Below are 3,241 nucleotides of genomic sequence, written 5' to 3'. Positions count from 1 at the left end.
GGTCGTCCCGCCTAGTAGTGCTCCTCGTGCGCCCGCACCTTGCCGCGGAAAATCCAGTACACGTAGGCCGTGTAGGCCAGCACCAGAGGCACGCCCACCAGCGCGATGATGAACATCGTTTGCAGGCTCTTCTGCGAGGCCGAGGCGTTGAAAGCCGTCAGCCCGTATGCCGCCACGTTGCGCGCCGGCAGAAGGTACGGATAATTGGCCACGCCCCAGATGCCCATGATGGCCGCGACGGACAGGCTGGAAAACAGGAAAGTCTTGCCGCCCGTTCCTTTCTGCAGGCTCACGCGGGTCAGGATCAGAAACGCCAGGGCTGCGAGCGGGGCGACGTAGGCGATGGGGTTCCGCGTGTAGTTGTCCAGCCGCTCGGGCGAGTCGGCGACGACCAGGATGCCCGCGACGATGAGCAGGGCCACCAGCGCCGCCCAGGCCCAGATGCCCACGCCCCTTGCCCTGCGCGCCAAATCGCCGTTCGTCTTGGCAGTGAGATACGCAGCCCCCTGCATGATGAACATGGACAGGCCCGCCAGGCCCACGACCAGCGCGAAGGGGTTCAGGAGCGAGAAGAAGTCGCCGGCGAATTCCCCGCGGGCGTCCAGCGGCACGCCCCGCATGACATTGCCCACGGCCACGCCGGTGAGCAGGGCCGGCAGCAGGCTCCCCGCGAAGAAGACCCAGTCCCACGCCCGCCGCCACTTGGCGCTCTCCACCCGATGCCCGAACTCAAACGACACGGCGCGCACGATGAGCGCGTACAGCACCAACATCAGCGCCAGGTAGAACCCGCTGAAGACCGTGGCGTACACGTGGGGGAAGGCCGCGAACAGCGCCCCACCCGCCGTCAGCAGCCAGACCTCGTTGCCATCCCAGAACGGCCCGATGGCGCTGACCAGCAATCGCCGCTCTTTGTCGTTCTTGGCGATGAACGGCGACAGCACGCCCACGCCCAGGTCAAAACCGTCCAGCACGGCGTACCCGACCAACAGAACCCCGATCAGCACGTACCATGCGTTTTGCAGAAAAGCGTGGCTCATCGCAGACCTCCTGAGGAATCAACCGTTGGCCGCGCCCGATAGCGGCGAGGGCCCGCGTCTCACTTCGCGCAGGATGAGGAACACCAGCAGCGCCAGAAGCAGGCTGTAGATGCCCACGAACATCACGATGGTGAACAGAATCTGCCCCGCGGGGACGACCACCGACGCCGCGTCCGCCGTCTTCAGCAGGCCATACACCACCCAGGGCTGGCGACCCATCTCTGCCGCAATCCAGCCGAACTCCAGCGCCAAGACGGGCAGCAGCATGGACGCCAACATCACCTTCAGGTAGGGCCTGCTCGCGAACAGTTTCTTGCGCCACAGCAGCCATACGCCCACCAGCGACAGGCCGATGAAGTAGAACCCCAGGAGCATCATGACGTGATAGGAGTAGAACGTGATCTCAACGGGCGGCCAGACGCTACGCGGCACCTGATCCAGGCCCGCGACCGTGGCGTTGGGGTCAAAGGAGATGAGGAAACTCAAGAGTTTGGGCACGGCGATGCGCAGCCGAATGGCCTGGTTGCCCACGTCGGGTATGCCGAAGAAAACCATCGCCGCGCCGCTTTCGGTCTTGAAGAGGCCCTCAAAGGCGGCCATCTTCGCAGGCTGCGTCTGGGCCACCTGCACGGCGTGGAAGTGGCCCACGCCCAGCACGGCCAGCGAGAACACCGCCGCCGCCACCACCGCCACGGCCAGCGACCGCCGCGCAAATCCCACGTGGCGGCCCTTCAGCAGGTACCAGGCGCTGATGCCCGCCATGAAGAACGCCCCCGACAGGATGCTGGCGACGACCGTGTGGCCGTAGCGCGGGAGCGTGGACGGGTTGAACACCGCCGCCCAGAAGTCGGTGAGCACCGCCCGACCGTCCACGATGGTGTAGGCCGCCGGCGTCTGCTGCCACGAGTTGGCCACGATGATCCAGAACGCCGACAGGGTGGAGCCGATGGCCACCATCAGTGCCGAGAACCAATAGACGCGCTTGGACACGCGGTTGCGGCCGAGAATAAGGACGCCCATGAACGTGGACTCCAGGAAGAAGGCGAAGACCCCCTCGGCGGCCAGGGGCGATCCGAAGATGTCGCCCACGAACCGCGAGTACGTGGACCAGTTCGTGCCGAACTGGAACTCCATGGCGATTCCCGTCGCCACCCCCACCGCGAAGATGAGTGCCAGGATGCGCACCCAGAAGCGGACCATCTCGTCGTAGAGCGCCTCGCCCGTCCGCAGGTAGCGCCAGCCGATGTACACGATGAGCCAGGCGAGGCCGATGGACAGGGGTGGATACAGAAAGTGGAATGCCGCGGTGAGGCCAAACTGAATACGTGCGAGAAGAACAGGATCCATAATCCGCACCTCCCTTTACACGTTGGTTTGATACGACCCGACGCGGGCCGCGAATTCTCATGGGCGGGGCAGCGAACTTTCGGCCAGTCTGGCAAATGTTGCGCTGCGCAGGAAATCCATCAGCAGGTCGCTGGCTTGAACCCAAGCGATGTGGACCGTACACTGCTCCATGAGCGGGCATTCCTGGGGGTCGCGGACGCAGAGGTTGAGGATCGGCGGCCCCTCCATGGCTTCCACGACATCCAGCAGGGAAATCTGGTCGGGCGGGCGCGCCAACGAGATGCCCCCGCCGCTCCCGCGCGTGCTGTCAAGGAAACCTGCGTTGCTGAGACGCGTAACCACCCGCCGCACGATGGCGCGCGGTACGTGGCACTGCCGCGCGACCTCCTGCGCGGTAGTGCGCGTGCCTGGCGGCCGTCGGGCCAGAAACAGCACGATGCGTGCAGCGTAGTCGGTCTCCCGATTGATGACCAGCACGGTGCACCTCCTTCCGCTGTGGAGGTCAGTGAATGCTACGATTTTAGTAGCATTATACACCCAAAAGGCGCGTTTGTCAAGGGGTTTCGGGGCGCGGGCCGTTGAAGACCCCAAACCGAAACGCACCGCACGGGCAGCACGTAGGGCGGCTTTCCCATAGCCGCCGGACGCTGTCCACGAATGACGCGAATGCACACGAATGGAGAATGGATTTGGGCACGTAGGGCGGCTTTCCCATAGCCGCCGGACGCTGTCCACGAATAACGCGAATGCACGCGAATGGAGAATGGATTTGGGCACGTAGGGCGGCTTTCCATAGCCGCCGGACGCTGTCCACGAATAACGCGAATGCACACGAATGGAGAATGGATTTGGGC

Annotated in this window: 3 protein-coding genes; all 3 read right to left on the bottom strand. The window is 64.5% G+C overall.

The genetic code is table 11. The features are described from left to right. Positions 1 to 11: 11 nt before the first annotated feature. Genes cydB through H5T65_14020 form a run of 3 tightly spaced genes read right to left on the bottom strand, consistent with a single transcriptional unit; the run spans position 12 to position 2,864 of the window. Positions 12 to 1,040, bottom strand: a complete 1,029-nt coding sequence (gene cydB, locus H5T65_14030; protein MBC7260346.1) for a cytochrome d ubiquinol oxidase subunit II — start codon at positions 1,038 to 1,040, stop codon at positions 12 to 14. An 18-nt stretch (positions 1,041 to 1,058) separates the two neighbouring features. Continuing rightward, positions 1,059 to 2,387, bottom strand: a complete 1,329-nt coding sequence (locus H5T65_14025; protein MBC7260345.1) for a cytochrome ubiquinol oxidase subunit I — start codon at positions 2,385 to 2,387, stop codon at positions 1,059 to 1,061. A gap of 57 nt (positions 2,388 to 2,444) precedes the next feature. After that, a complete protein-coding gene (locus H5T65_14020) occupies positions 2,445 to 2,864 on the bottom strand; it encodes an Rrf2 family transcriptional regulator (GenBank protein MBC7260344.1) in 420 nt (139 codons plus the stop codon). Positions 2,865 to 3,241 lie beyond the last annotated feature (377 nt).

Source organism: Chloroflexota bacterium, assembly GCA_014360805.1.
In the GTDB taxonomy this organism is placed as follows: Bacteria; Chloroflexota; Anaerolineae; order DTLA01; family DTLA01; genus DTLA01.
This window is presented reverse-complemented; position numbering and strand designations above follow the sequence as displayed.

Excerpts from the sequence above, each read along its gene's own strand:
- cydB (MBC7260346.1), bottom strand. The coding sequence starts at position 1,040 with ATGAGCCACGCTTTTCTGCAAAACGCATGGTACGTGCTGATCGGGGTT.
- H5T65_14025 (MBC7260345.1), bottom strand. The coding sequence starts at position 2,387 with ATGGATCCTGTTCTTCTCGCACGTATTCAGTTTGGCCTCACCGCGGCA.